Annotated in this window: 22 protein-coding genes; 8 read left to right on the forward strand and 14 right to left on the reverse strand. The window is 68.0% G+C overall.

Annotated elements, in window-relative coordinates; genetic code table 11:
• The first annotated feature begins 93 nt into the window (after positions 1-93).
• The gene (locus HOV77_RS08070) at positions 94-270 is read left to right on the forward strand and encodes a hypothetical protein (RefSeq protein WP_290859746.1); all 177 of its coding nucleotides are present in this window, start codon (positions 94-96) and stop codon (positions 268-270) included.
• A gap of 211 nt (positions 271-481) precedes the next feature.
• Here the strand turns inward: HOV77_RS08070 and HOV77_RS08075 are convergent, their stop codons facing one another.
• Complete coding sequence (locus HOV77_RS08075) at positions 482-1081, reverse strand: hemerythrin domain-containing protein (protein ID WP_290859749.1); 600 nt, start codon at positions 1079-1081, stop codon at positions 482-484.
• Positions 1082-1148: 67 nt separating this feature from the next.
• On the opposite strand from HOV77_RS08075, the gene HOV77_RS08080 reads away from it, so the two are divergent.
• Complete coding sequence (locus tag HOV77_RS08080) at positions 1149-1286, forward strand: hypothetical protein (protein WP_290859751.1); 138 nt, start codon at positions 1149-1151, stop codon at positions 1284-1286.
• 9 nt (positions 1287-1295) lie between these two features.
• A complete protein-coding gene (locus HOV77_RS08085; protein WP_290859753.1) occupies positions 1296-1916 on the forward strand; it encodes a suppressor of fused domain protein in 621 nt (206 codons plus the stop codon).
• Between the two features lie 34 nt (positions 1917-1950).
• On the opposite strand, the gene HOV77_RS08090 is transcribed toward HOV77_RS08085, so the two are convergent.
• Genes HOV77_RS08090 through egtA form a run of 3 tightly spaced genes read right to left on the reverse strand, consistent with a single transcriptional unit; the run spans position 1951 to position 5048 of the window.
• On the reverse strand, positions 1951-2772 hold the full coding sequence (locus HOV77_RS08090) for an ABC transporter permease subunit (RefSeq protein WP_290859755.1): 822 nt from the start codon (positions 2770-2772) through the stop codon (positions 1951-1953).
• Positions 2769-3686: an ATP-binding cassette domain-containing protein gene (locus tag HOV77_RS08095; protein ID WP_290859757.1), complete on the reverse strand. Its 918-nt coding sequence runs from the start codon at positions 3684-3686 to the stop codon at positions 2769-2771. Before HOV77_RS08095 ends, HOV77_RS08090 begins: the two co-directional genes overlap by 4 nt.
• A 36-nt stretch (positions 3687-3722) precedes the next feature.
• Complete coding sequence (egtA, locus tag HOV77_RS08100) at positions 3723-5048, reverse strand: ergothioneine biosynthesis glutamate--cysteine ligase EgtA (protein ID WP_290859759.1); 1326 nt, start codon at positions 5046-5048, stop codon at positions 3723-3725.
• A 98-nt stretch (positions 5049-5146) separates the two neighbouring features.
• Here egtA and HOV77_RS08105 point away from each other — a divergent pair, with 98 nt between their 5' ends.
• Positions 5147-6118 carry an acyl-CoA dehydrogenase family protein gene (locus tag HOV77_RS08105; RefSeq protein WP_290859762.1) on the forward strand — a complete coding sequence of 324 codons (972 nt, stop codon included), beginning with the start codon at positions 5147-5149 and terminating at the stop codon, positions 6116-6118.
• A gap of 62 nt (positions 6119-6180) precedes the next feature.
• Here HOV77_RS08105 and HOV77_RS08110 read toward each other — a convergent pair whose 3' ends face one another.
• Positions 6181-6939 (reverse strand): hypothetical protein, encoded by a 759-nt coding sequence (locus tag HOV77_RS08110; RefSeq protein WP_290859764.1) that lies wholly within the window; start codon positions 6937-6939, stop codon positions 6181-6183.
• Positions 6940-7316: 377 nt separating this feature from the next.
• Between HOV77_RS08110 and HOV77_RS08115 the strand changes: the two genes are divergently transcribed.
• Positions 7317-8087 carry a hypothetical protein gene (locus HOV77_RS08115; RefSeq protein ID WP_290859766.1) on the forward strand — a complete coding sequence of 257 codons (771 nt, stop codon included), beginning with the start codon at positions 7317-7319 and terminating at the stop codon, positions 8085-8087.
• A gap of 92 nt (positions 8088-8179) precedes the next feature.
• Here the strand turns inward: HOV77_RS08115 and HOV77_RS08120 are convergent, their stop codons facing one another.
• From HOV77_RS08120 to HOV77_RS08160, 9 genes are all read right to left on the reverse strand, one after another.
• On the reverse strand, positions 8180-8947 hold the full coding sequence (locus tag HOV77_RS08120) for a DUF1684 domain-containing protein (RefSeq protein WP_290859768.1): 768 nt from the start codon (positions 8945-8947) through the stop codon (positions 8180-8182).
• Positions 8948-9043: 96 nt separating this feature from the next.
• Positions 9044-10654 carry a glycoside hydrolase family 13 protein gene (locus HOV77_RS08125; protein WP_290859770.1) on the reverse strand — a complete coding sequence of 537 codons (1611 nt, stop codon included), beginning with the start codon at positions 10652-10654 and terminating at the stop codon, positions 9044-9046.
• A gap of 70 nt (positions 10655-10724) precedes the next feature.
• A complete protein-coding gene (locus HOV77_RS08130; protein ID WP_290859772.1) occupies positions 10725-11615 on the reverse strand; it encodes a carbohydrate ABC transporter permease in 891 nt (296 codons plus the stop codon).
• Positions 11616-11617: 2 nt separating this feature from the next.
• The gene (locus tag HOV77_RS08135; RefSeq protein ID WP_290859775.1) at positions 11618-12568 is read right to left on the reverse strand and encodes a sugar ABC transporter permease; all 951 of its coding nucleotides are present in this window, start codon (positions 12566-12568) and stop codon (positions 11618-11620) included.
• A gap of 99 nt (positions 12569-12667) precedes the next feature.
• Entirely contained in the window at positions 12668-14047 is a 1380-nt protein-coding gene (locus HOV77_RS08140; protein WP_290859777.1) for an extracellular solute-binding protein, read from the reverse strand.
• Positions 14048-14271: 224 nt separating this feature from the next.
• A complete protein-coding gene (locus HOV77_RS08145; RefSeq protein WP_290859779.1) occupies positions 14272-15264 on the reverse strand; it encodes a LacI family DNA-binding transcriptional regulator in 993 nt (330 codons plus the stop codon).
• Between the two features lie 60 nt (positions 15265-15324).
• Positions 15325-15966, reverse strand: coding sequence for an HAD family hydrolase (locus HOV77_RS08150; protein WP_290859781.1), 642 nt, complete (start codon positions 15964-15966; stop codon positions 15325-15327).
• Between the two features lie 9 nt (positions 15967-15975).
• A complete protein-coding gene (locus HOV77_RS08155; protein ID WP_290859783.1) occupies positions 15976-16422 on the reverse strand; it encodes an RDD family protein in 447 nt (148 codons plus the stop codon).
• Positions 16423-16959, reverse strand: a complete 537-nt coding sequence (locus HOV77_RS08160) for a hypothetical protein (RefSeq protein WP_290859790.1) — start codon at positions 16957-16959, stop codon at positions 16423-16425.
• Positions 16960-17300: 341 nt separating this feature from the next.
• On the opposite strand from HOV77_RS08160, the gene valS reads away from it, so the two are divergent.
• The 3 genes from valS (at position 17301) to HOV77_RS08175 (ending at position 22728) form a co-directional block, all read left to right on the forward strand.
• Positions 17301-19883, forward strand: a complete 2583-nt coding sequence (gene valS / locus HOV77_RS08165) for a valine--tRNA ligase (RefSeq protein ID WP_290859796.1) — start codon at positions 17301-17303, stop codon at positions 19881-19883.
• A gap of 158 nt (positions 19884-20041) precedes the next feature.
• On the forward strand, positions 20042-20512 hold the full coding sequence (locus HOV77_RS08170) for a MarR family transcriptional regulator (RefSeq protein ID WP_290859798.1): 471 nt from the start codon (positions 20042-20044) through the stop codon (positions 20510-20512).
• 56 nt (positions 20513-20568) lie between these two features.
• Positions 20569-22728, forward strand: coding sequence for an alpha-amylase family glycosyl hydrolase (locus HOV77_RS08175; RefSeq protein ID WP_290859800.1), 2160 nt, complete (start codon positions 20569-20571; stop codon positions 22726-22728).
• Positions 22729-22790: the final 62 nt, after the last annotated feature.

The raw sequence follows: 22790 nt of genomic DNA on the forward strand, positions 1-22790 counted from the left end.
TCCTTTCACGACGGAACTCTCGGGTAATGCGAAAGGTTGTCGCGTTTACCGGACAGTAACGTTTAGCGCCGTCAATGTGAAGGGGTGTTCGAGATGTTCGCCTGGATCGGGGTCGCGCTCTTCGCCATCTCGCTGCTTGTGCAGTGGCTCGGCGTCGAGACGAACAACATCATCAATGCTTCGACGCTCAACACCGCGGGCCTGCTGTTCGTGGCCCTGTCGCTCGCCGGGTGGGCTCCCCGGGCTTACTTCCGGGGGCGGCGGCGCTGAACCCGGTCCGCCCGTGCGCGCGGCCCGCTGCGGCCCGCCCGTAATCGCGGCCCGCTGCGGTCCACTGCGGCCCGCTGGAAATGATCTAGGCGAGAAATGGCTGTCCTGGCAACCATTTCTCGCCTAGATCGACTCCGCCGTACGTGATCTTGAACAGAAAACGCTGCCATAGCGACGTTTTCCATCCAAGATCACGTGAAAGCGAGCGGAGTCAGAGGTCCTGAGGACGCGTCTTCCGCCCGGAAAGCACGTCCCGCATCTTGTCGATGGTGCCGAGCGCGGGATCCACAACCTTGTTCAGCGGCGGCGTCGAAGGCGTGTCCGGGTGTGGCCGGGTCGGTGCGGCCTCCTCGAAGATGTCGATGCGGTTGCCGAGTTTCACCTGCTCTTCGCGGTCGAGGCGACGGCGCAGCTCGGGGAAGATCTCCTCGTCGGCGGTGCGTACGTGCCGGCGCAGGTGGAGGTCGGCCCGGGCCAGCAGGGCGGCGAACTCGTCCGCGTCCGGGTCGGCTTTGTGGAGAGAAGCCAGGACGCGCAGCATCTCGCGGTCGGCTTCGATCTCGTCGTCGACCAGCCGGTCACCGTTGTCCAACGCGGTACGCGCGGCGGGGTAGAGCTCCTGCTCCTCGGCGGACAGATGGCGGCTCATCGCGGCGATGAAGGCATCCGCGATCTCCCGGGTGGCGGAAGTGGCGGAGACGGCGTCGTCGAGGAGGGTCTGAAGCCGGGTGTGCTCGTCGGCCAGGACGCGTGCGATGCTGCGTCCGCCCCACTCCTCGGACTCCCAGCCCTCCGGATCCGTTACAGTCAAGGCTCCTCCTTCGGTCGGCGTGGTGAATGCCCGTCCGGCCCGATTCCGAAACCCCGCCGGAGTGCCGATGCGCCGACTGACCCACCTCGCGGACACCCCTGGGCAGGGCTGGAGCGAGCAGGGCTACCTGCGGATCGTCGGCATCGCGATCGGCATAGCCATCCTGTGGTTCGCGATCCGGTCGATCTTCGGGAAGAAGAAGTAGGGTGCGTACATGGTCGGCGATGACTCGGCGCCCGGCTGGAGCGCGATCGACGCCGCGTTGGAGCGGCTCTACGGCGACGCGGTTCCGCTGCATGTCGCCCCGGAGCTGCCGTCCTACCTCGGCGGGGCGGAGGCGCTCGACGGGATCAGCATCTATCCGCGCGACGATCCGGTGCCGCACTGGCATCTGATCAGCTACGGGATGTCGGAGCTCTACGAGAAGCGCAACGGCAATCCGGTGGAGTCCGGGTTCGGCTTCGAGTTCACCCTCCGCGCCGTACGCCGTCCGGCCGGGGAAGCGCCGCCGGCCTGGGCGGTCATGCTGATCCAGCAGCTGTCGGCGTACGCACACGCGACGGGGGAGTGGTTCACACCGGGGCAGACGTTGCGGCCGGGCCGGTTGACCCTCGGCGACGACGACACCCGGCTGACGGCCTTGGGGTTCACTGTGGACAGTGAGCTGGGCACGATCCCTACGCCGTTCGGCGGGCTGGCGTTCCTGCAGATCGTGGCGCTCACCGACGCCGAGTACGCCGCCGCACAAGACGGGAACGGCCGGGCGGTGCTCGACGCGATCGGGGAGAAAGTCCCCCTACATGTGATCGACCCGGCGCGTACGTCGCTCTGGTGAGCGACGCCCGCGCCGGGCTGGGGGTTAAGACAGCTCAGGAGATGTCGCGGTTGCGGGTGATGAGCGTCCCGATGACGCCGGTGACCGCCGCCCAGGCGAGCAGGACGAGCCCGCCGACCCAGTAATGCGGCTGGTCCGGCAGATCCACTCCGCTGACGAGCAGGCCCGACGCGTTGGACGGCAGCGCCCAGGCCAGCTCCCGGATCCAGTCCTGGTCGAGCCAGTTCGACAGCAGCTGGACGATGATCGATACGGCCAGCGTGCCGACGAGGTACAGGATCAGCGCGGTGACGGTGGCGCCGATCTGGCTGCGGATCAGGACGCCGAAGCCGACGCCGATGAGCCCCCACAACGCGAAGGCGAGCAGGTTCAGCAGGATCGACCGGATCACCGACGAGTCGCCGAGTGCGATTTCGGCGTTCTCCGCGTTCAGGAAGATGACCGTGCCGATCACGCTGAGCACGGTCGTGACCGCCCAAAGCAGGAAGCCGAAGATGGCGGCCGCTGCGGTCTTGGCGACGATGACGGCGGTGCGATGCGGGGTGGCCAGGAACGTCGTCGTGGCGGTCTGGTGATAGAACTCGTTCGTCACCGTCAAGATGCCTAGCAGCAGCACGAACATCAGGCCGAAATACTGCCCGCTCGTGGCCATGTACGCCGTGAGCGCAGCCGGGTCGCCCATCGCGCTGATGGTCGCGGCCTGCTCGTCCGGTACGCCCTCAGGATGGAGGATGTAGTGCGCCTGGACGCAGTTGACGAGGAACGACAGGCCCCAAAGTACGACCGTGCCGAGCGCGAACAGCCACCACACGTTGGTGGTGCGGATCTTCAGGAACTCGCTGCGGATCAGCTTCATCGGATGGCCTCCTTGCCCGCAGTCAGCTCGAGGAAGACCCGTTCGAGGTCGGGCCGCTCGGTGACGAGTTCGTGGAGCGCGACTCCGGCTCGCAGAGCCGCCTCGCCGACGACGGCGGCGGTCGTGCCGGTGACGACGAGCGCGCCGTCGTCCTGGCGGGCGACCGTCGCCGAATCCAGCGCTGCGATCAGCTCGTCCGGCTTCGGCGTACGCACCCGGACCAGCCCGCCGTCGCCCATGTTGCCGACGATGTCGCCGACCGAGCCCTGCGCGACGAGCTTGCCGGCCGCGATGATGACGACGTCGTCGGCGAGCAGCTCCATTTCGGACAGCAGGTGGCTGGAGACGAGGATGGTGCGGCCCTGCGCGGCCAGCGACTGCAGGAAGTCACGCATCCAGCGGATGCCCTCGGGGTCCAGGCCGTTGGCCGGTTCGTCGAGGATGAGGACCTGCGGATCGCCGATCATCGCCGTCGCGATGCCGAGCCGCTGGCGCATGCCGAGCGAGTAGCCCTTGAACTTGCGGTTCGCAGCCGGGGTCAGCCCGACGAGGGCCAGCACCTCGTCGGCCCGGGACGCCGGGAGACCCGCCGCCGCGCAGATGACGCGCAGGTGATTGCGGCCGGTACGGCCCTTGTGCGCGCTGGACGCCTCCAGCACCGCGCCGACCCCGGCCATCGGGTCGGCCAGGTCGGCGTATCGTCGCCCGCCGATCGTCGCCGTCCCGGCGGTGGGACGGACGAGGTTCAGCAACATTCGTAAAGTGGTGGTCTTGCCCGCGCCGTTCGGCCCGAGGAAGCCGGTCACACGCCCCGGCTTCACGGTGAACGACAGCCCGTCGACGGCCTTGACCTGTTTGTAGTGCTTGGTCAGGCCGGACACGACGATCTCACCGTTGGTGATCTCACTGCCCATCGGCACAGTGTGTCTTACGGGGTCAACGCGAAACCATCAGGGTTGACCCTGGGTCTCGAAGTCCGTCCACAGCGTGGCGTGATCATCAGCCGATCGGCCATCTAGTAGCGACGCGAGGTGGTCGTCGGCCGGAGTGAGGCCGCGAAGGACGAAGCGATCGGCGTACTGGGCGACCCGGGCGCTCACCGGTGGCGGTGCGCCCAGGCGGGGCAGGGCGTCGAGCGCCGCCTCGAAACAGGTGGCCGCGGCGGCGGCGAACGCGGGGCGGCTCAACCCGTGCCGGGCCGCCTGCTGCCACACCCTTGGTATGCGCCGCAACGGCTCGCACGCGTCGGCCGCCCGGTCGGCGGCTCGGGCGTCGGTCAGCAGCGCGGTCGCCACCGCGAACGGGACGGTCCATCGATCGCCGGGCTGGGCGTCGATCATCCGCAACTCCAGGTACCCCCGGGGGCGTACCGGGGGAAACAGCGTGGTCAGGTGGTAGGCCAGATCGTCGGCGGTCGGCGTACGCGGTTGGCCGGTGCGGATCCAATCCCGGAACGTCAGACCCTCCGGCACCAGCCACGGCCCCTGCGTTGTGCGTACCGCTAAGACTTCGGCGTCGAGCGCGTAGCGTGCCCAAGCCTCGCGCGGATCGTCCCCGATCGGCGGCCGGGTGCGGCTGGGATCGAGGCTGGACCAGACCGCCTGCCGGGTGGAGCGCCAGCCGGTCGGCACGCCGCGTGCGATCGGAGAGTTCGCGAACGACGCGACCAGGACCGGCCCGAGGTCGTGTGCGAGCCGCCACCGTTCGCGGAAGCCGAGCGGACCCGGTCGTTCGTGTCCAGAGTGGACACAGACCTGCACGGATGCGGTGCCGGTCATCATCCAGCGGCCGGCGTCGCCGCGGCGGTCCAGGAAGGTCTCCATCGCCGCGTATCGGGGCGCGTCGAGCAGGCGGTGCGGCGGCCGGACGGGATCGAGACCCGCGCCCACCAGCGAGATTCCCGCATCGCCAAGCGCGGCCCGGGCGGCGGCCAGCTCGGTGGTCATCTCGGCGAGCGCCTCACCCAGCGTGTCGGCCGGCCGGGAGCTGAGTTCGAGCGCGCCACCAGGCTCCCAGGTCAGGGCGGCGCAGCGCGGCAACGCCCCGGCCGCCGTCAGAACGGCCTTCGCGGTGTCGAAAGGTATTCGTTCGCGCGGCAGGCGTTTGTCGACGAGCAGCCACTCGAGTTCGACGCCGAGCTGCGGGTCGGCTCCCGGCTGGACGGCGTGTGCCGCGACGAACTCCTCGGCCTCCCGTTCGCTGATGCGGCGAGCGGGTTCGGGTTCCGGCGGCACGTCGGGGACATCGGTGGTGACGGACGAGGGGCGAGCGTTCATGGCGCCCTCCGGCTCGGTTGAGACAGAGATATCCATAAATCATATGGGAAATGGGAAGTATCCTCCAAGGCCAGATTGTGTTGCGATATCTTCGCCAGATGATGAACACCGCCGCCCGCATCGCCGACGAGGTGCTGTTCGCCCAGGCCGCGGCGGTGGATCGGGCCGATCGCGTACCGGCGTCGCAGGTGGACCTGCTGGCCCGCGAGGGCTTCTACGAGGCGGTCGGCGGTCCGGTCGAGCAGGTGGGCCCGCTGGTGGCGGCGTTCGCGGGCGGCTGCCTGGCCACGGCCTTCGTCTGGCTCCAGCATCGAGGTCCGCTGCGGGCCGCGGATTCGTCTTCTTTCCCGGGGGTACGCGAAAAGTGGCGGACGTCGTTGGCGACCGGCGAGGTGCGCGGCGGGATCGCCCATTCCGGCGCCCGGCCGGGCGCCGGCGGGCTGACGGCGTACGAGTCGGCCGGGGGTTGGCGGCTGACGGGGGAGGCGGCCTGGGTCACCGGCTGGGGACTGATCGACGTGGTGCACGTCGCTGCGGTCGGCGACGACGGTCAGATCCGGTTCTTCCTCATGGATGCGGTGGCCTCGGACACCCTGCGGGCGGAGGTGGTCGCGTTGTCGGCGGCGTCGGCCAGCCGAACGGCGACGATCTCGTTCGCCGATCACTTCGTTCCCGGCGACCGCCTCGTCGCCGCCGAGCCGTACGCCGAATGGGCCGCCCGCGAAGCGTCCGGCTGGGCGCTCAACGGATTCCTGGCACTGGGCGTCGCCGAGCGGTGCGTCCGGCTACTGGCAGACGCCCCGGTCGTGCCGCAGCTCGAAGCCGAACTGGCCGCCTGCCGAACCGGTCTGCTGACGGCCGACGCGACTACTACTCCGGCTGCGCGAGCGACTGCGTCCGAACTGGCGATGCGGTGTGCCGCCGTGCTGGCAGTGCACACGGGCAGCCGCTCGGTACGCCTGGACTCGACCGCTCAGCGCCTCGTCCGGGAGGCGGCGTTCCTGCTGGTGTTCGGCAGCCGGCCGGCCATCCGTGACGAGTTGCTGAGCCGAGTCGTCCGTCCCCGTTAGACGGCGAAAAGGCGGGCCGCGACGACATCGTCACGGCCCGCCTTCTTGGGGATGCGAGGGGTTTACTTGACGGCGTTGACCGCCTTGACCACCGCGGTCGCGTTGCCCTGGTGCTTGGCGTACGCGTCGGGGAACGCGGAGCCCTGCACGGTCTGGGCGGCGACGGTGACGGCCATGTTCTGCCAACCCGGCACCCGCTGGAGTGCGCGGTAGAACTTCTTGGCCGACTCGGAGGGGTTCATGATCTCCTTGACGGTGCCCCAGCCGGTCGTGTACCGCTGCTGGAACAGGCCGACCGAGTCGTAGTCGGCGCCGGTGCCCTGGTGGGCGTACTTGAGCGACTCCGGCACGACATAGCTGGCCAGGTTGTAGAGGTTGCTCTCCTGCATCGCGGTGGCGACCGCGATGATCTGGCCCTTCTCGGAGATGCCGAGTTCCTGGCCGGCCTTGACGATGATGGCGGCGTTGTCCATCTGCGTCTGGTTGTAGCCGGCGGTGGGCTTGACCTTGGCCGGGGTGGTGGCCTTCTTGGTCGTGGACAGCTGGCTGCTCGTCGACTTGGAGGTGGAGCCGCCCTTCGCGGCGGTCGACTTGCCCGCCTCGGCGCTCTGGGTGGTGGTGACCACCTGAGCCGCCTTCGCGGTGTTGAGGGGCTCCGCCGTGGCGGCGGAGGTGTGGAGTAGGGCGCTTGCCCCAGCGACGGCCACCAGGCCGAACGCTGCGACACGGCGCGGGCTGGTCGTGAAGCGTTCGCGGATGAGGGTGAAGGCGTGCGAAACCTTGTCGGCAAGCACGGTCTTGACGTCGTTGTCTCGGCGCATCGGTCGACCTTAGCGACCGTCTTGCACCCCTGCCCACCTGCACATACGTCGAATGATCACTATGTACGCCATCAATGTGGGGGATAGACCGTACGCGATGGGCCCGGGAAGGCAGTCGAGGCGACAAAGTACGCAAAACGCCCATCCCGCCACTCTCGCGCTCAGCGCGTGAGTCGAAGGCGGATCCCTCGGCGCCGATCTCGATGCTCCGTCACGGCGTGAACACCAAGCGTAAACCCTTAGGGGATGGGTCACAAATCGGTCTCAGGCGGGCATTTTTCTACGCATAGCGATCTATGCGTCACGCAGCGTGAACGATGCCGGGGGTCGGCCGGGTTCCAGCCCGATCCGGCCGCCCCGCGTGATCAGATCTAGGGATGGGGCACTGGTTCGACCACGAGATCATCCGGACGGGTCGCCTGCCGCTGTTCTGCTTCTTCGCGGGCGTCGTCATCGGTTTCGCGTTCATCCGGATCTCCGTACGCCTCATCCGCGCTCAGGTCCGCTGGTGGCCCGGCAACGTCACCCCGGGCGGACTGCACATCCACCACGTCGTCTTCGGCGTCGTCTTCATGCTCATCGGCGGGGTCGCCGCGCTGGCCATCCCGCGCGGGCACGTGGCCGCCCTCTCGGCGGTCGCCGCCCTGTTCGGCGTCGGGGCGGCGCTCGTGCTCGACGAATTCGCCCTGATCTTGCATCTCGACGACGTCTACTGGACCGAACAAGGGCGTACGTCGGTCGACGCGGTGTTCGTCGCCGTCGCGGTCTCCGGCATGCTCCTGCTCGGGCTGCGGCCGGTCGCCGTGGAGGAGTTCCTGGGAGCTCGCTCCGAGGGCGGTGGCTGGGTCAACTGGGCGGTCGCCGTCGCCGGTACGCTCGTCAACCTCACACTGGCCGCGATCACCCTGCTCAAGGGCAAGATCTGGACCGGACTGGCCGGGTTGTTCATCCCGGTGCTGCTGTACGTGGGGGCCCTCCGGCTCGCCCGGCCGGGCTCGCCCTGGGCCCGCTGGCGGTACGTGGCGGACACGCCCCGGGCGCGGGCCAAGCTGGCCAAGGCGGAATGGCGGGAACGGCGGATCCGCCGGCCGCTCATCCGCGCCAAGATCTGGCTTCAGGAACTGGTGGCCGGTCGCTTCGAACCGTGAGCCGCCCTTGCCTTGGGCGCTGGATCACGGATCTGGGTCGAATCATGGCGCATGATTCGACCCGGATCCCTGATCCAGCCCCTGAATGAACGTCAGTGGTACTTCTGCTCGCCCGCAGTCACGGCAACGGGCAGGGTGTTCTCGGGCGGCGGCAACGGACAGGTGGCGTACTCGGTGAAGGCGCACGGCATGTTGTAGGCGCGGTTGAAGTCGATCCACACCCGCCCGTCGGCGTCCGGCGTGGGCACCTGAAGCGAGCGCGAGGCGGCGTACGTGGTGACTCCGCTGGTGGCGTCGCGGAACAGCAGGTCGAGAGAGCCGTCGCCGCCGTCGAACGCGGTGAGCGCCAGGTCCTGCCCGCCCACCGTGAACCGCAGTACGCCGATGGCCGACTCGGCGTGGGTCAGCCCGTCGATCACGGAGCCGATCTTGACCTCCTGCGCCTCGGGGAAGCGCTCGAAGCGGCCCTCGACGACCCAGGCCGGGTCGAAGGCGTACGCCGGAACGCCGGTGAACCCGGTCAGCGTGGGCGACTGCGGATCGCGTACGCGCAACGCCCACCAGCCGCCGCGCTCGATCACCTCCACCTGCACGTCGCCGTGGTGCACCCGGCCGGAGTCCGGTACGCGCACCTCGCCGTCGACCGGCGTATCCAGGTAGGTCAGCCCGTCGGCCAGGTCGGCGACGAGGTAGACGGTGTCGTCCACCACCCGCCATCGGCCGGGGACGGTGTCGAACGTGGCGGGGTCGGTGCCCAGCCAGTGCAGTCCGGTCAGGCTCAACCAGCCCTGCGGGTTGCGCAGGCTCCGGTCACGTCGTTCCCGCCAGCGCTCCCACTCGGCGCGGAAGTCCTCAGCCATGGTTCCTCCCAAGATCGTCCGGGAAGCGTACTCCGGGGCTGTGAACAAAAATAAGGCCGGTGGGTCGTCCCCACCGGCCTCACTAACCCACAAGGGTTACACGCGCAGCCATACCGTCGTGTCCGCCGGCGCGCGGCCGTCCTCGAGCGGCCCGCTGGCCAGCACGATCGTCCCGGCGGGGAGCTCCGCCGGGGCAGCGCCGAGGTTGGAGACGCTGATCAGGTCGCCGCGCTGGAACGCCAGCACCTCGGCCGGCGAGTCGAGCCAGGTCATCGGCGCGTCACCGAAAGCGGGCCGGATCGCCAGCGCCGCGCGGTAGAGCGTCAGCATCGACGCCGGATCGCCGTCCTGCGCCTCGGCGGTGTAATCCTTCCAGGCCGCGGGCTGTGGCAGCCACGGCTCGGCGTCAGCGAGCGGCGAGAATCCGAACGGCGGCTGGTCGTCCGACCACGGCAACGGCACCCGGCAGCCGTCCCGGCCGCGCTCGGTGTGCCCGGACCGCTCCCAGATCGGGTCCTGCCGCAGGTCGTCGTCGAGATCCTCGACCTCCCACAGGCCCAGCTCGTCGCCTTGATAGACGTAGACCCCACCAGGCAGGGCCATCGACAGCAACGCGGCGGCTCGCGCACGCCGGGTCCCAAGCTCCAGATCAGACGGTACGCCGTGGCGGCGGTCGTCGAAACCGAAGCCGGTGTAGTCCAACCGGCCGTACCGAGTGGCCACCCGGGTGACGTCGTGATTGGACAGAACCCAGGTCGGCGGCGCGCCGACCAGGGCGTGGGCGGCGTTGGTCTCGTCGATCACGGTCCGCAGCCGGGCCGGCTCCCAAGGGCAGAACAGGAAGTCGAAGTTGAACGCCGAGTGCAGCTCGTCCGGCCGCAGGTACCGGGCGAACCCTTCCGGGTCGGGTCCGACGATCTCGCCGACGAAGACGCGTTCCCGCTTCGGATCTGCGGCCGTGTACTCGTCCGCGATCGCGCGCCACCGCTGGTAGATGGCGTGCACACCGGGCTGGTCCTCGTACGGCTTGCCCACACCGGGCGTGAGCGAGGAGAGGTCCGGCAATCCGTCCGCCTTGACCAGGCCGTGCGCCACGTCGATGCGGAATCCGTCGACCCCACGGTCCAGCCAGAACCGCAGGATGTCGTCGAACTCGTCGACCACCTCGGGGTTGGCCCAGTTCAGGTCCGGCTGCTCCGGGGCGAACATGTGGAAGTAGTACTCACCGTCGGGTACGCGGGTCCAGCCCGAGCCGCCGAAGTTCGACTGCCAGTCGTTCGGCGGCAGTTCTCCGTTCTCACCACGCCCGGGCCGGAAGTGGAACCGGGCCCGCTCCGGCGAGCCGGGACCGGCCGCCACCGCCGCGCGGAACCAGGCGTGCTGGTCCGAGCAGTGGTTGGGCACGATGTCGACGATCACCCGGAGCCCGAGGTCGTGGGCCTCGCCGATGAGTGCCTCCACCTCCGCCAGCGTGCCGAAGATCGGATCGATGTCGCGATAGTCGGCGACGTCGTAGCCGGCGTCCGCCATCGGCGACGAGTACCAGGGGCTGAACCAGATCGCGTCGACACCGAGGGTCTTGAGGTGGCCCAGGCGGGCCCGGATGCCGGCCACGTCGCCGACGCCGTCGCCGTTTCCGTCGGCGAAGCTGCGGGGGTAGACCTGGTAGATCGCGGCGGTGCGCCACCAAGCGGCGGAGTTCGTCAAGGCTGTCTCTCTCCTGTGATGGATCTGTCGTCCTGTTGGATCGCCTTCAATGGGTGGTCGGGGCGCGCGGCTACTCCTTGACGGCTCCGGTGGTGAGGCCGGCCATGATGCTGCGCTGGAAGATCAGGAAGAAGATCACCGTCGGGATCGCGGCGATGACGGCCGCGGCGATCACGACGTTCTGCGGCGTGCCCCCGGCGAAGGCGTAGATCCCGACGCTGATCGTCCGGGTCTCCGGCGAGGGCTCCACCAGCTTGGGCCAGAGGAAGTCCTTCCAGACGGCGGTCACGGCGAAGATCGAGACGACCCCGAGGATCGGCCGGGAGATCGGCAGGATGATCGACCACAGGATGCGCAGCGGTCCGGCTCCGTCGACGATCCCAGCGTAGATCAGATCCTGCGGCACCGAGTCGAAGAACCGCTTGAGCAGGAAGATGTTGAACGCGTTGGCCACTGCCGGCAGCCAGATCGCGAACGGCGAGTCCAGCAGGCTGATGTGCAGGATCGGCAGGTCGATCGCGGTCAGGTACTGCGGGACGATGAGGACCATCGCCGGGATCATCAGGGTGGCCAGCATCGCGCCGAGAACCACGTTGCCGAAGATCGGCCGCAGCTTCGACAAGGCGTACGCCGCCGCCGTGTCCAGCACGAGCTGGAAGAGCAGTGCGCCACCCGCGTAGTAGATGGTGTTGAACAGCAGCTTGCCAAGCGTCAGGTTGTTCCACGCGTCGACGTAGTTCTGCGGGTCGGGGTTCGCCGGGAACAGCGTCGGCGGCGTCTGCGCCACCTCCTGGCCCGTCTTGAGCGCGCTGGTCACCATCCAGTACAGCGGGCCGATGAAGGCCAGCGTGAAGATCACCACGATGGCGATGAGCAGCGTCCAGTAGATCGCCGGTCCCTTGCCCCGGGTGAGCTGGGTGTGCGACAGCAGCGTACGCGGGCCGAGTTCACGAGTCGTCATCGTCAATCCTGCTTCGAGCTCAGGCGTACGTAGGCCGCGGAGAAACCGCCCAGCACCACGAGCATGATCACGCCCAGGGCGGCGGCTCCATTGAGGTCGTTCTGGAAGAAGCCGTGCTGATAGATGAGGTACGCCACCGAGGTGGCCGAGTCCTGCGTACCCGCGCCGTTGGCCAGGATCAGGGGCTCGATGAACAGCTGCATCGTCGCCACGACCTGCAGCATCGCCATCAGCGACAAGATCAGCTTGGTTTGCGGGATGGTGACGTGCCGGATGCGCTTGAACAGGCCCGCACCGTCCAGTTCGGCCGCCTCGTAGAGGCTGCCCGGGATGTTCTGCAACGCTGCCAGGTAGATGAGCACCGCACCGCCCATGTTCATCCAGGTGGACGCGAGCACCATTGCGGGGACCGCCATCGAAGTGGACTGCATCCATTGCGACGTCGGCAGGTGCAGGAACTTCAGGATGGCGTTGAACAGGCCGGCTTCGCTCGGGTCGTACGCGTAGTACTTGAACAGGAACAGCGCCGACGCGGGCGGCAGCATGACCGGCAGATACACCAGTACGCGCAGATACCCGCGCGCGTGGCGCAGCTCGTTGAAGATGATGGCCACGACGAACGGGACGGCGTAGCCGAGAACCAGCGCCAGGACCGTGAAGTACGCCGTGTTCTTCCAGGCCGTCCAGAAGCTCGGATCTTGGAAGATGCGTTCGTAGTTGTCCCACCCGACCCAGGTGGTCACGCCGCGGCGGGTGCGCTGGAAGCTCATGACGACGCCGCGAACCATGGGGTACCAGGAGAACAAGGCGAAACAGAGGACCGCGCCGATGAGGAAGGCGTACCCGGTCACATTGTTGGTGATCCGCTGAGCCGGCGCTTTGCGCGGCCGTCGCCCGCTGGGGGCCGGGTGTGATGCGTGGACGGGGCTGGGCGCCACGGTCGCCGAAGGCATTGCGATGCTCCTTGAGGTGAGGTGGGGACCGGCTCTCGCTCAGGACCGGCCCCCACGCCTACTGGCTGCGCCACCGGCGGGTGACGCCAGCGCCGGCCGCTACTTGGCGGCGGCGGCCAAGGCCTGGTTGACCTTGTCCTCGGCCTTCTTGAGCTCGTCGTCCACGCTCGCGTTCGGGTTGGTCAGGATGGCCGACATCGCGGAGTCGAGGATCGCGTAGATCGCCTGCGCGTTGGCCGGCTCGAACTTGATCGGGACGGGGTTGTTCGCGAACAGCGCGAAGTCGTCCACGGTCACGTTCGCGTTGGCGACCTTCAGGTCGTTGTCCGCCTTGAACGCGTCGCTGCCCGGGATGAACAGCTGCGGCTGCGGCAGGCCGACCGGGTTGTTCTCCGGCTTGGCCCGGACGTAGTCGAACTGGCCCTTGCCGACCGTGAGCTTCTCGTAGGCCAGCCACTTCAGGCCCGCCTCGACCTGCGCCTTGGACAGGCCCTTCTTGAAGAAGTAGCCCTCACCGCCGCCGAGGGTGCCCTTGGCCGGGCCGCCCTGTCCGGGCATCGGGGCCATCGCCCAGTCCTGGTACTTGCCCTGGAACTGGGTGACGATCGCGGTGGTGGCGTCGGGCGCGCCGACGAACATGCCGACCTTGCCGGCCCCGGCGTTGGTCAGGAGGTCCGCCCACTGCAGGAGCTGCTTCTCGCCCATGCTCTTGTCGGTGTACCGCATGTCCTTGAGGTTCTGGAGAACCTTCTTGCCGAGGTCGTTGTTGAAGTCGGCCTTCTTGCCGTCGGCCGTCACGACCTGACCGCCCTGCGAGAACAGCTCGGCGGTGAAGTGCCAGCCACCGGTGTTGCCCGCGCTGTAGTCGGAGTAGCCGGCGATGCCGTTGCCGAGCGCGGAGATCTTCTTCGCCGCCTCTCGGACCTCTTCCCACGTCTTCGGCGGGTTCTTGGGGTCGAGCCCGGCCTGCGTGAAGAGGTTCTTGTTGTAGAGCAGACCCATCGAGTAGTTCTTGGTGGGAATGCCGTATAGCTTGTCGCCCTCGCTGAAGGCGGCCTTCGCCTCCTTGGAGATGCTGTCCCAGGTGGGGATCTGGTCCTTGGTGGCGTACTGGGTGATCTCCATGGCCTGCCCGGAGTCGAGCACCTGCTGCAGGTCGGTCATGTACGCGTAGAAGACGTCGGTGACGGTGCCGCCGGCGAGCCGGGCGGTGAAGTCCGGCGGGTTGTTGCACTGGGCGCCGACCGACACGCTCTTGATCGTGATGTTGGGGTTGAGCTTCTGGAACGCCTCGACATCGGCGTTCCAGTCCTTCAGCAGCTCCTTCTGCGAGCCCACCGGCATGCAGTCCACGGTGATGGTGACCTTGTCACCGCTGCTGGACGAGTCGTCGCCCTTCGTCGAACAGGCCGCGAGGGCGAGCCCGAGTCCGGCCACGGCCGCGAGGGCTGCCACCCTGCGGTACTGCGTTACGGACATCTATCCATCCCTTCGGGGAACGGGTTGTCGCTGAGTGGGCTCACTGTAACTATGGCGACTCCTGGCGGCAATACTCCGACAACACAATGCAAAATTACGACTTTGCAACGGTGATCGCGAAGGACTCTTGCATTGAGGGTCTGAGCTGCAGTTTTGCGGGCACGAAGAAGCCCCGCCGGGGCGTACGCCCGACGGGGCTGTGCAAGAAACGATGCGCGGAGGGACTAGGCGGCCGGTGCCGGACCGGTGGAGCCGCGTACCACCAACTCGGGCTCGAAGAGCAGCTCATCGGTCGGGATCGGGTTGCCCGCGATCGCGTTGATAAGCAGCGCCACGACCGCCTGGCCCATCGCCTCGATCGGCTGCCGGACGGTGGTCAGCGGCGGTTCCGTGCAAGTCATGAACGAGGAGTCGTCGTAGCCGACCACGGAGACGTCGTTGGGCACGCTGCGGCCGAGGCGGCGGACGGCCCGGATCGCGCCCAGCGCCAGGACGTCGGAGGCGCAGATCAACGCCGTCGCACCCCGCTTCATCAGCCGGGTTCCGGCGGCGTGCCCGCCTTCCAGGGAGAAGATGGTGTGCTCGAAGAGGTCCGGCTGAGCCGCCTTGGCGCTGTACGCCTTGAGCTTGCGCAGCGACGGCATGTGGTCCTCGGGCCCGATGATGAGGCCGATCCGCTCATGGCCGAGCGCCACGAGATGCTGGTACGCCTGCTCGACGGCGTGCGAGTCGTCCGTCGACACCCGGGGGAACTTGAGCCCGTCTATGGCTGCGTTAACAAGGACGGCCGGCAGACCCCGGTCGGCGATGCGGTGGTAGTGCTCGTGGTCGGCCGCGCCCTGGGCGTAGTTGCCCCCGGCGAAGATCACCCCGGAGACGTGCTGGTCGAGCAGCATGTCGACGTAGTCGCCCTCGGAGACGCCGTGCTGCGTACGCGTACAGAGCACCGGGGTGAACGAGCGGCGGGCGAGCGCGTCGGCCACCACCTCGGCGAACGCCGGGAAGATCGGGTTGCCCAGTTCGGGCAGGACGAGTCCGACCAGGCGGGCCCGTTCCCCGCGCAGCTTGGTCGGGCGCTCGTACCCCAGCACGTCGAGCGCGGTCAGCACGTTGGTCCGAGTGGCCTCGGAGATCCCGGGCTTGCCGTTGAGCACCCGGGAGACCGTGGCTTCACTGACTCCGACGTACTTCGCTACCTCAGCCAGTCTGCGCGTCATGAGTGCAAGCGTAATGCATCAGCGTGCAAGTCACTTGCACGAGCCAGTGTGGGATTCCCGTCAGCCCGCGAGCAGCTCCGGCAACCGGCGCATGTCATCGAAGACGACCGTACCGGTTCCGGCGAGCTTCTCGCCAGAGGTGACGCCGCCGGCGTACGCGAAGCAGCGCATCCCGGCCGATCGGGCCGCCCGGACGCCCGGTTCGCTGTCCTCGACCACTACACAGCCGGCCGGATCGACGCCGAGCGTACGCGCAGCGTGCAGGAACAAGTCGGGGAACGGCTTGCCACGTTCGACCATTGTGGAGCTGAACAGGCGATCCCCGAAGTGGTGGCTCAGTCCGGTCAGTTTCAGGCTGTGCCTCGTCTTCTCCAGCCGCCCACTGGACGCGACGCAGACCGGCAGATCGATCCGGTCCAGCGCCTCGGCGATGCCGTCCACCGCCGTCAACTCGGCGTCGTGTGCGGCGGTCATCCGCGGCATCCACAGGTCCGGCCACTCCGGCACCGGGCGGCCCAGCCACTCGGCGATCTTCTCCTGGATGGTCGGCAGCGACTTGCCGACGAAGTGATCGACGATGTCGGCCTCGGTCGCCTGGTAGCCGTACTCGGCGAGCATCTCGATGTTCAGCCGGACGGCGATCCGCTCGCTGTCCACCAGTACGCCGTCGCAGTCGAAGATGACCAGTTCAGGTTTCGCCACGCCGCCACCTTAGGCGGTCGAGCGACCCGGGCGGCCGGCGTACTGGACGACTGTGCCGAACGCCATGTCGAGCAGCGAGCGACGGCGTACGTCGAACAGCACCGTCACCAGGCCGACGAACCAGATCGGGGCGAAGAGCAGACCGAACACGGCGCGCAGCACCGCCCGGATCAGGCCGATGCGGCGGCCGTCGGTCAGGCGTACGACGGTGCCGAAGACGCTGCCGCCGATGGTCTCGCCGGTCAGCCGCCAGCACCCGGCGAAGTAGACCGCCGGGGTGAGGTTGGCGCCCCAGTCCAGCGCCCTCAGCAGCCACTTCGGCGGCGTACCGGCGACGACTTCCCACATCAGCGGCAGCCCTTTGCCCACCACGACCACCGCGATCGCGACGATGAGGACGTCCAGGCCCAGCCCGGCCACGCGCGACACGAGTCCGGCGTACGCCCGCTGCTCCATCTAGCTCGCCGGGCTGGAGGAGAGATGGAACAGGCGGCGGAACCCGGATTCGAGCCGGTCGTCGGCGGCGGCCGTGCTCTCGCGCAGATCCCCGGCCGCGTCGGCGACGACGTCGCGGCTCTGCTCGGTGATCAGATCCCGCAGTTCTGCGCTCTCCGTCAGGTCCTTGATGACGATCGGGAGCACCTTCTCCTGCAACAGCGGAGTCGCCGCGTCGAGGAGCCGGGGCAGCATCGTCGCCTCGATGAGCGGCATGGCCGATTCCAGCAACCGCGGCAGCAGTTTGACCTCGATGAGCGGCAGCGCGGCGTCGAGGAAGCGCGGCAGGACGGACTCGGTCAGGTAGGGCATCAGGTCGTCGATCACCCGCGGGACGACCTTGGCGGCCGCGAAGTCGATCGGAACCTCGACGGCCGACCGCATCGCGTGCTCACCGGCGGTGGCCGCCCGCTTCACCCAGTCGCGGGCCGCGTCGGCCGCCAGTACGGCGCTGCCGAGGGCGACTTCGGGCAGGCTGGCTCGGGTCGTATCGGACATATCGCCCAGTCTACGGCTCCTTCGCGATGACCTTGGATAGAACGCGTCGCTATGGCAGCAGAAACCATTCAAGATCGACTGCGGAGCGGCGCTGGCCCGCCCGGTGAGGGCTGAACTGGTACCGTGGAGAGCACTCACCCGAGACGACACAGGAGGGCGACGTGGCGACGACCGCGAACCCGATGAACCGAGCCCCGCAGGCACTGCCGCGGCCGGTCGTCGAGGTATGCGGCGTACGCGTACGTCGAGTACGGGTAGCCGGCTGACGGCCGGTCCCCGCGAACCCCAACTCCTGTCAAGCCCACCTCACCCAGGTGTGGCGTCTCGAAAGGTGCACACCAATGCATCCAGCGATCCCTGAGAAACCCAGCCTGGACGGGCTCGGCGACAAGTGGTCGGCCCGATGGGAAGCCGACCAGACCTACCGGTTCGACCGGTCCGCGACCCGGGACCAGGTCTACTCCATCGACACGCCGCCGCCCACGGTGAGCGGCTCCCTGCATCTCGGGCACGTCTTCTCGTTCACTCAGACGGACGTGCTCGCCCGGTATCACCGGATGACCGGCAAAGCCGTGTTCTACCCCATGGGCTGGGACGACAACGGGCTGCCGACCGAGCGGCGAGCGCAGAACGTGTTCGGCGTCCGATGCGACCCGACTTTGGCGTACGACCCGGCGGAGGCCACGCCGGGCACCTTGGACAACCCCGCGAAGGGCAAGGACTCCAAGAAGGTGTCCCGGCGGCGGTTCATCGAGCTGTGCCAGCAGCTCACGGCGTACGACGAGCGGCACTTCGAAGAGGTGTGGCGGGCTGCCGGGCTCAGCGTCGACTGGTCGCTGAACTATCAGACGATCGGCGATCGGGCTCGTGCCGTCGCGCAGCGGTTCTTCCTGCGCAACATCGAACGCGGGGAGGCGTACCTGGCCGAGGCGCCGACGCTCTGGGACGTGACCTTCCAAACCGCGGTGGCACAGGCCGAGGTGGAGTTCCGCGACGGCGACAGCACCTTCTACGACCTGCGGTTCGAGGGCCCGTCCGGGCCGCTGACCGTGGCGACCACCCGCCCCGAGCTGCTGCCCGCCTGCGTGGCACTCGTCGCGCACCCGGACGACGAGCGCTATCAGAGCCTGTTCGGCAGCGTTGTGCGTATCCCCTTGTGGAAAGCGGAAGTGCCGGTGATGCCGCACAAGGACGCGGATCCGGCGGTGGGCACCGGCCTGGTGATGGTGTGCACGTTCGGTGACCTGACCGACGTGACCTGGTGGCGCGACCTGGCCTTGCCGATTCGCGCGATCGTGGGGCGCGACGGCCGGCTGCTGCCCGATGCTCCGTCCGGAATGGACAGTGAGCGGTACGCGGCCGTCGCTGGTCTGACCGTGAAGGCGGCGCGGCGCGAGACCGTGCGGATGCTGCGCGAGGAGGGGCTGCTGCTGGCGGAGCGCCCGGTGCGGCACGCCGTGAAGTACTACGAGAAGGGCGATCTGCCGCTGGAGATCGTCACGAGCCGCCAGTGGTACATCACCAACGGTGGCCGGGACGACGGTCTGCGGGACGAGATGCTGCGCCGGGGCGAGGCCCTGAACTGGTACCCGCCGCACATGCGCGGTCGCTACGAGTCGTGGGCACGCGGCCTGACCGGCGACTGGCTGATCAGCCGCCAGCGCTACTTCGGCGTGCCCATCCCCGTCTGGTACCCCCTCGACGAGCAGGGCGAACCCCGCTACGACACGCCCTTGCTGCCCGCGGAGGGCCGGCTGCCGGTCGATCCCAGGGCCGAGACGCCCGACGGGTACGCACCGGAGCAGCGCGACCGGCCCGGCGGTTTCACGGCCGACCCGGACGTGATGGACACCTGGGCGACTTCGTCGCTGTCGCCCGTGATCGCCGCCGGAGACCTGCTCGACCAGGTGTTTCCGATGGACCTGCGGCCGCAGGCCCACGAGATCATCCGGACCTGGCTGTACACCACCGTGCTGCGGTCCCACCTGGAGTACGACGAGCTGCCCTGGAAGAACGCCGTGATCTCCGGCTGGGTGCTCGCCGACGACAAGTCCAAGATGTCCAAAAGCTTTTTGTCCAAGTCCGGCGCATCTGTGTCCACGCCGCTCGGTGCGATTGCCGAGTATGGCCCTGACGCGGTGCGCTATTGGGCCGCGTCCGGGCGTCCGGGGGTGGACATCGCGCTGTCGCCGGAGCAGATGCGGATCGGACGGCGGCTCGCGGTGAAGCTGCTCAACGCTTCCCGCTTCGTCCTTTCGTTTCCGGCTTCCGCTTCAGATGCTCCGGTGACCGCGCCGTTGGATCTCGCCATGCTGGCGCGGCTTTCCTCCGTGGTCGCGACGGCGACTTCCGCCTTCGAGGCGTACGACTATCCCGGCGCTCTGTCGACTGTGGAACGCTTCTTCTGGGAGTTCTGCGACGACTACCTCGAACTCGCCAAGCCCCGGGCGTACTCCGGTTCCTCCTCGGCCGTCGACGCCATGCGGACCGCGCTCGATACGCTGCTCCGGCTGTTCGCGCCGTTCCTGCCGTTCGTCACCGAGGAGATCTGGTCTTGGTGGCGTACCGGGTCGGTGCACCTCGCTCCGTGGCCGGTCTTGACGGTGGCGTCCTCAGACGGTGCTTCGACGGTGGCGTCCTCGGACGGTGCTTTGACGGTGGCGTCCTCGGACGGTGCTTTGACGGTGGCGTCCTCGGACGGTGCTTTGACGGTGGCGTCGGAGGTGATCGCGGCCGTTCGGCGGGCGAAGTCCGAGGCCCGGCTGTCGCAGCGCGCTCCCGCGTCGGCGGTGACCGTCACCGGTCCGGCTGCCTCGCTTGACGCGCTTCGGCTTGTCGCCGACGATCTTCGCGAGGCCGGCCAGATCGGGTCCCTTTCGCTTGCCGCCTCCGGCGGCTCGCTCGCTATCACCGTGACCCTGTAACGGTTTTCCCTGCAGATCACGGATGTGCATGCTTCCCGGCGCTCGGAAGCATGCACATCCGTGATCCGGTCCCACGCGGCGGCGTTGACAACGGCGTAAGACGGGCTTAACGTCGGCGCACCACATTTGGTGACTAGTCAACACATCGGAGAACGACGTTGTCTGACGATCCGCATCGCGAGCTGTACGACCGCCTTCAGCAGATCTACGTGCTGCTCGACGACGGTGACCGGCGAGCGCTGCGATCAGTCGGGTTGACGCCGACGCACTTCACGGTGCTCCGACTGCTCGATCCCACGCGCGAAACGGGGCGGACCATCACTCGGCTGGCCGAGCTGATGCTCTGTACGCGCGGCAACGCCACGCGCCTGGTCCAGCGCTTGGCGGAGTCGGGGCTGGTCACCACCCGGTCGGACCGCGGCGACCAACGCCTGGTGCAGGTCTTCCTCACACCTGCGGGGGCGGATCGGCTCGCCGCGGCTTCCGTGTACCACGCCGCGGCCAACCGGCTGCGGTTCGCCTGGCTGCCGGCGGCCGATCTGCGCCGGCTGACCGAGCTGGCCGGCGTACTCGCCGATCAGCTGGCGAAAAACCTCGAAGGACAGAGCGACACCACCCGCCCGCGCTGACTTCGCCTGCCGCCGGTCCAACCCGGGCCGGCGGCGCGTCCACAGAGGAGACCGCAATGCAGCGGAGATCCCGCCTGACCGCCGCGCTCAGCGTCGGCATACTGCTGGCGGCGCTCGGCCCGGCCACGTCCGTCCGCGCCGACGCCCCGGTGAGCAACCGGGCGAGCCTGAAGCAAGACCTCTGCTATCAGGTCGTCACCGACCGGTTCTTCGACGGGAACACCGGGAACAACAATCCGGCCAAGAGCCCGGGACTCTACGACTCGACCAAGGCCAACTGGAAGCTCTACTGGGGTGGCGACTTCGCGGGCATCCAGGCGAAGCTGGCGTACCTGAAGAACATGGGAGTGACGTCGATCTGGATCTCGCCGCACGTCGACAACATCGACAAGGCGGCGGTCTACGGCGGCACCGCCAATGCCGGTTACCACGGGTACTGGGCGCGGGACTTCAAGAAGCCGGAGGAGCACTTCGGCACGCTTGCGGAGTTCGACGCGCTCATCGCGGCCGCGCACAGCAACGGCATCAAGGTCATCATGGACTGGGCGCCGAACCACACGAGCCCGGCCAATCCCGCCGACTCGACGTTCGCCGAGGCCGGCGCGCTCTACGACAACGGCACCTTCCTCGGCAACTACGTCTCCGACCCGAACGGCTACTTCCACCACAACGGCGGGATCACCAACTGGGACGACCGCTACCAGACGCAGTATCTCAACCTCGCCGACCTGGCCGATCTCGAGCAGCAGAACAGTACGGTCGACAACCTGCTCAAGACCGACGCCAACTACTGGATGGACCGGGGGGTCGACGGCGTACGCGTCGACGCGGTGAAGCACATGACGGCGGGCTGGCAGAAGTCCTTCGCCGACACGGTGCTGAGCCACAAGGACACGACCCTGTTCGGCGAGTGGTACCTCGGCGGCCAGTCCGATCCGCTGTATGCCGACAACGTCCGGTTCGCCAACACCAGCGGCATCTCGGTGCTCGACTTCTACATGAACATCGCGATGCGTAACGCGTTCGGCTCGGGCGGCTCGATGACGGCGCTGGACGCGGCGATCACGAAGACCGGTCAGGACTACAAGTACAAGGAAAACCTGATCACCTTCATCGACAACCATGACATGTCGCGTTTCCTGACGCTGAACAACAACCAGTCGCTGCTGCACCAGGCGCTCGCGTTCATGCTGACCGTCCGGGGTACGCCCTGCCTGTACTACGGCACCGAGCAGTACCTGCACAACGACACCAGCGGCGGGGGAGACCCGTGGAACCGCCCGATGATGCCCGGCTTCAGCGAGACGACGACGGCGTACCAGGTGGTCAAGAAGTTGTCGGCGCTGCGGCAGACGAACCCGGCGCTGGCCTGGGGCACCCACCAGCAACGGTGGATGAACAACGACGTCTACATCTACGAGCGCAAGTTCAACAACGACGTCGTCCTCGTCGCGATCAACAAGGGCGCGTCGGCGGCCAACATCACCGGGTTGAACACGGCACTACCCGCCGGGACCTACTCCGACCAGCTCACCGGTACGCTCGGCGGCGGCTCGCTGACCGTCACCAGTGGGTCGGGCGGCAACAATCCGGCGAACGCGTTCACGTTGAACGCCGGGAATGTGGCGGTGTGGTCCTACCACCCGGGTGAGCCGAGTACGCCGCAGATCGGCAGCGTCGGGCCGACCCTGACCCGGGCCGGCAACACCATCACGGTCGAGGGCCGCGGCTTCGGCACGAGCGGCACGCTCAAGGTCGGCGGCGTCACTGCGTCGACGACCAGCTGGACCGCGAACCGGATCAAGGCGACCGTCCCCGCCGGTGTGGCGGCCGGAACCGCCTCGGTGACCGTCACGACGACCGGTGGCACGAGTAACGGCTACGACGTGGTCAACGAGTCGGCGGCACAAGTCCCGGTGACCTTCACGGTCACCAACGCCTCACCGACCAGCGTCGGAGACAACATCTACCTGAGCGGCAGCGTCTCCGAACTCGGAAACTGGTCGACCAGCAAGTCGGTGGCGATCGGTCCCATGCTCGCGCCGAACTATCCGACCTGGTACGTGACGGCGAGCGTACCGGCGTGCACCACAGTCCAGTTCAAGTTCCTGAAGATCACCTCAGGTGGCGCGGTGACCTGGGAGAACGGCTCCAACCACAGTTACACCGCACCATGCTCGGGCACCGGTGCGACCACGGTCGGCTGGCAGTACTGACGCTCAGCCCGTCCGTGTTGATCATGGACTCAGGGGCGGCGACACGCCGTCGTCGGGGACCC

This window comes from Hamadaea sp. (genome assembly GCF_013362815.1).
GTDB lineage: Bacteria > Actinomycetota > Actinomycetes > Mycobacteriales > Micromonosporaceae > Hamadaea.